The organism is Dietzia sp. B19 (genome assembly GCF_014145155.1).
Lineage (GTDB): Bacteria > Actinomycetota > Actinomycetes > Mycobacteriales > Mycobacteriaceae > Dietzia > Dietzia natronolimnaea.
In genome coordinates, this window is the sequence record NZ_JAALED010000345.1 from 1 (window position 1) to 4,580 (window position 4,580).

The following is a 4,580-nucleotide window of genomic DNA, read 5'->3' on the forward strand; positions in this document are numbered from 1 at the left end:
CCGCGCGCCACCGTCCCGCCGCGCGCCACCGCGCGGACGTGGGCGGCCCTGGGCGTGCTCGCCCTGCCGATGCTGCTGCTGGCGATCGACGCGACCGTCCTGATCTTCGCGATGCCGGGGATCGCAGCCGATCTGTCCCCGTCGGCCACCCAGCAGCTGTGGATCATGGACATCTACTCGTTCATGATCGCCGGCCTGCTGGTGACAATGGGAGCGGTCGGCGACAGGATCGGCAAGAAGAGGCTGCTCCTCATCGGGGCGGTGCTGTTCACCGCCGCCTCCGTGGCCGGCGCCTTTGCCACCAGCTCCGAACAGCTGATCGTCGCCCGCGCGCTCCTCGGGCTGGCGGGGGCGACCATCATGCCGTCCACGCTGTCGCTGATCCGCGCGATGTTCATCGACCGTGCGCAGCGGCGGTTCGCCATCGCCGTGTGGTCCATGGCGGGGACGCTCGGGGCGGCGGCCGGTCCGATCGTGGGCGGCTGGATGCTCGAGCACTTCTGGTGGGGGTCGGCGTTCCTCATCAACATCCCGGTGATGGTGGTGCTGCTGGTGCTCGGCCCGGTGCTGCTCACCGAGAGCCGCGATCCCTCACCCGGGTCACTTGATCTGGTCAGTGCGGCCATGTCGCTGGTGGCCATGCTCAGCGCCGTCTACGGGCTCAAGACCCTCGTCGCCGGAGAGGGCGCGGTCACCGGGGTGCTGTGCGTGGCGGCGGGGTTGGCCGTGGGCGCGGTCTTCGTGCGCCGCCAGCTACGGCTCACGAACCCGTTGCTGGACGTGGACCTGTTCCGTGCGCGGGCGTTCCGGGGCGCGGTGGTGGCCGATCTGCTGTCGATCTTCGCCTTGATCGGTTCGCTCTGGGCGCTGACCCAGTACCTGCAGCTGGTCGTGGGACTCTCCCCGATGCGGGCGGGACTGTGGCTCCTGCCGGCGATGGCCGTCTCCGCGGTGGCGGCGTTCCTGGCCGCCGCACTGGTCAAACGCATCAGCGCCGCGGTACTGGTCACGGCCGGACTGCTGGTGGCGGCGGTGGGGTTCGGGCTCATGCTGGGTCTGACCCCCGACTCCGGCCCGGTCCCGGTGATCGTGGCCCTGAGCCTGGTCTCCCTCGGCGGCGGCGTGGGCATGACGCTGACCAACGACATCATCATGAGTTCGGCCCCGCCCGCTCGTGCAGGCAGGGCGGCCGCCATTTCGGAGACCGCCTACGAACTCGGCACCGCCCTGGGGACCGCCATCCTGGGATCGGTGCTGGCCGCGGTGTATCGCAGCCACCTGCTGGGTGACACCGGCGCCGCCGTCGTGGTCTCACCGGCGCAGTTGGAGCGGGCGAGCGCGACGATCGCCGAGGCGTTCACCGTCGCCGGTCAGTACCCGGCCTCCGCTGCGGAGGTGCTGATCACCGCGGCGCAGGCGGCGTTCACCGATGCGCTGACCACGGTGGGTGTGCTCGGGTCGATCATCATGGTGGTCGCCGCGCTCTGGACCGCCGTCACCCTGCGGGGCACCTCGGCCACTGCTGATCTCACGCGGCAGTCGGATCGCGCGCAGGCGGTCAGCGCTACCGGGTCCAGCGCTACGGGGTGAGGTGCGCGGCGGTGACCGGGGCCCGTCAGCCCAGGCCGAACAGGCGTCCCACGAGGCCCACCGCCATGACCAGGACGATCAGCACGATGATCCCCAACAGCAGGTAGATGCCGATTCGGGACCCGGACTTGGTCGGGCTCTGTCCGGTACGGGCGCTGTCGGAGGCCAGCGACGTGGAATCCGAGTCCGGCGTCTGCGGTCCCGTGGGCGAACCGCCGGCATCGAGGTCGGGGGAGTCGCTGGGATCCGGGTCTGACGGAAGGGAATTGGCCATGCCCCACCTTGGCACGGCTGTCCCCCGCAGTGCCCGCGGGTGTGCTGGCGCGGGTAGGTCCGGCGGGTCTTGAGGAACGGATGTCGTGGTCGATAGCGTGACCGCATGCCCCGGATCTCCACGCGGCGTGTGGTCGTCGCCCTCGACTGTCCTGACGCTCGAGAGCTCGCCGACTTCTACGCCGCGATGCTCGGATGGCGAGTCAGCGCGGACCCCGCGTACCCGGACTGGGTGGACGTCCTGCCGCCGGAGGGGGAGTCGGAGGCGGTCGCGCTGGGGTTCCAGACCGTCCCCGACTTCCGCTCGCCGAGCTGGCCCGACGGTCCGGTCCCGCCGCAACTGCACCTGGACTTCTACGTGGAGTCGATCGCCGACTCCGAGCCGGCCGTCCTCGCCGCCGGTGCGCGACGACATGAGCACCAGCCCAGCCCCGACGGGCGCTTCGTGGTGTACCTCGACCCGGTCGGGCATCCGTTCTGTCTGTGCGTGGAGTGACGGCGCGGCAACGGGCCGCGGGCGCGGGCGGGCACGAGGTTCACCCATTGCGCCGCGTGGTGGCGTCCGGCTCAAGCGCATGGATCTGCCCCGTGGCACGCCAGTGCGGCGAGTGGTCACAATCGTCGGAATCTGTCTGACTCGACCACGGAGAATGCGAGCGGAAATGCCCTTTAGACGAAGGGCGTGGCGGTGCCCGAGCCCAGTCGCGCCTGGTTCACCGGTGACCGCCTCTGCGCACGATCGATCGCCTCGGCGCACGATCGATAGCCTCGGTGGACCCGGCCAGCGGCCACCTTCCACAAGCGTCCGGCCTCTCCACAACGCGGCGGCGAACGGGCTGCTCGCCGGGGCCGGGACCGCTCGCGATACGCGACAGTCGCCGCATGGCCACACGACCGAACGGCCCGCGGCGTCGCGGGGAGCTGCTCGCGACCCACGGGACACACCGGGTCACGAGCGGGTATCGCAGAGTCCACCACGGCATATGGGAACCGGCGACCACCGTGATCACTCCGATCACGCGGTTGGCTGCGGCGACACTGGCCTGCCCGGGTGCGGTGGCCACCGGGTGGGTGGCTGCCGCGATCCACGGCCATCCGTGGGTTCCGGCGCGGTACTCGATCGACCTGGCAGTCGGCCGGAAGCGGGTGCGGCGAGAGGGGATCGTCGCGCGCCGGTACGAGATCCCGGAGGACCAGGTGGAGACCATCCTCGACGCTGACGGCGCCCCACTTCGTCTCGCAAGCCCGGAATGGGCACTGTTCGACCTGGCCAGGCATGCGGGGAAGCCGGAGGCGATGATCGCGCTGGACGGTGCCTCGTGGATGGGGCCGGGCCACGACATCAGGCATTCGTTGCTGACGCTGCTCGTCAGACATCCGGGTCTGCGCGGGCGCAGGATCGCTCTCGAGCGCTGCGCGATGGCGGAGCCGCTGACCGAATCGCCCATGGAGACGCGCCTGCGGCTGTTCCTGATCGATCTGGGGCTGACCGGGTTCCGAGTCCAGTACCGCACCCCGGGGCTGCCGTACCGGCTGGACTTCGCTTTCCCGGAACACAAGGTCGCGGTGGAGTACGACGGCGCCGGTCACCGTGACGCCGCGCAGCACGGAAACGACGTGCGCCGGAAGAACCGCCTGCGCGCGGCCGGCTGGACGGTCATCACCGTGACGGCGACGCTCTTCTACCGTCGGCGCCATGAGCTCGCCGCCCAGTTACGCGCCGCGCTGAGCTGAGTCGAGCCCTTGACCTCGCCGTGGGCACCTCGCCTCCGCCGAGTGGTCGAGAACGCACACTCTCGGAAAAGGTGACCTGGGAGGACGTGAGCGCCATCGACCACTCGGCGAAACTGGCGCTCGTCGAGCCGGTCGAGCTTCCCACGCTGCCGCCCGCCGCGCCGCTCGTCGAGAAGCGAGAACCTCAGCAGCGTCCCGCCGGCACCAGTCGCTCCGGCTGGGCCTCCAGGTAGTCAAGCGCGTTGTCGTCGTAGGTGAGGACCAGCGCCACGGCGTTGGCGACGAGCAGCACCCAAGCCGACCACAGCATCGGGTCGTACAGCACGGCCACCAGGGAGAAGCTCGCGGCGGTCGTCAGCAGTGCACGGCTGCAGCGTTCACCGTCACGGAGCATCACGGCGCCCACCACCTGCACCACCATGGCGGCGAACAGGCCGGTCGCGAGGACCCAGCCGAACCAGCCGAGCGCCTCGGCCCCGCCAGCCTCGGCGCCGCCAAAGCCCGCCCCGCCGCGACCGGCCTCACCGACACTCAATCCCGCGACCAGCGCCAGAATGTTGCTTCCGGTGACAAGGCTGGCGATGGTGACCGTGGTGAACAGGCCACAGAACACCCAGATCCAGGATGCGATCGAGACGGAGAGCGGTCGGCTCACGTACGGACCTCTCGGGTCGGCGGTCGCACCCTCGTGGAGCGACTCGGACAAGATGCGCCTATCGTCTGACGAGATAGACAGGTGTCGATAGAGTGCGGCACACCTGATTTTTGGTGTGGTGCAGTGGTGCTCGGTTCCCGGGTTCTTCCCGTGGCTCCGTGCGCTCGTCGCGCCCTCACGCGGACGTGGTGCCCCTCAGCGCCCCGACGCGGCCGGACTGGAGGTGGATCTGGTGCCCGCGTGGAAGAAGGCCCGGGCGGTGCTGCGGGCGGACACCGTGGCCCGCGCGGTCGCGCTGTGCGTCGACACCCGGCGCGGTGTGCTGGTG

Annotated in this window: 5 protein-coding genes; 3 read left to right on the top strand and 2 right to left on the bottom strand. The window is 70.3% G+C overall.

The genetic code is table 11. The features are described from left to right. The coding region (locus G6020_RS10345) for an MFS transporter (protein ID WP_182610563.1) at nucleotides 1-1,590 on the top strand (1,590 nt) is incomplete at its 5' end. A gap of 25 nt (nucleotides 1,591-1,615) precedes the next feature. On the opposite strand, the gene G6020_RS10350 is transcribed toward G6020_RS10345, so the two are convergent. Beyond that, on the bottom strand, nucleotides 1,616-1,864 hold the full coding sequence (locus tag G6020_RS10350; protein WP_182610564.1) for a DUF6480 family protein: 249 nt from the start codon (nucleotides 1,862-1,864) through the stop codon (nucleotides 1,616-1,618). Between the two features lie 105 nt (nucleotides 1,865-1,969). Here G6020_RS10350 and G6020_RS10355 point away from each other — a divergent pair, with 105 nt between their 5' ends. Further along, the gene (locus tag G6020_RS10355) at nucleotides 1,970-2,359 is read left to right on the top strand and encodes a VOC family protein (RefSeq protein ID WP_182610565.1); all 390 of its coding nucleotides are present in this window, start codon (nucleotides 1,970-1,972) and stop codon (nucleotides 2,357-2,359) included. Nucleotides 2,360-2,865: 506 nt separating this feature from the next. After that, complete coding sequence (locus G6020_RS17550; RefSeq protein WP_182610566.1) at nucleotides 2,866-3,597, top strand: DUF559 domain-containing protein; 732 nt, start codon at nucleotides 2,866-2,868, stop codon at nucleotides 3,595-3,597. Nucleotides 3,598-3,781: 184 nt separating this feature from the next. On the opposite strand, the gene G6020_RS10365 is transcribed toward G6020_RS17550, so the two are convergent. Then, nucleotides 3,782-4,252 (bottom strand): hypothetical protein, encoded by a 471-nt coding sequence (locus G6020_RS10365; protein ID WP_182610567.1) that lies wholly within the window; start codon nucleotides 4,250-4,252, stop codon nucleotides 3,782-3,784. Nucleotides 4,253-4,580: the final 328 nt, after the last annotated feature.

Excerpts from the sequence above, each read along its gene's own strand:
- G6020_RS10350 (WP_182610564.1), bottom strand. The coding sequence starts at position 1,864 with ATGGCCAATTCCCTTCCGTCAGACCCGGATCCCAGCGACTCCCCCGAC.
- G6020_RS10355 (WP_182610565.1), top strand. The coding sequence starts at position 1,970 with ATGCCCCGGATCTCCACGCGGCGTGTGGTCGTCGCCCTCGACTGTCCT.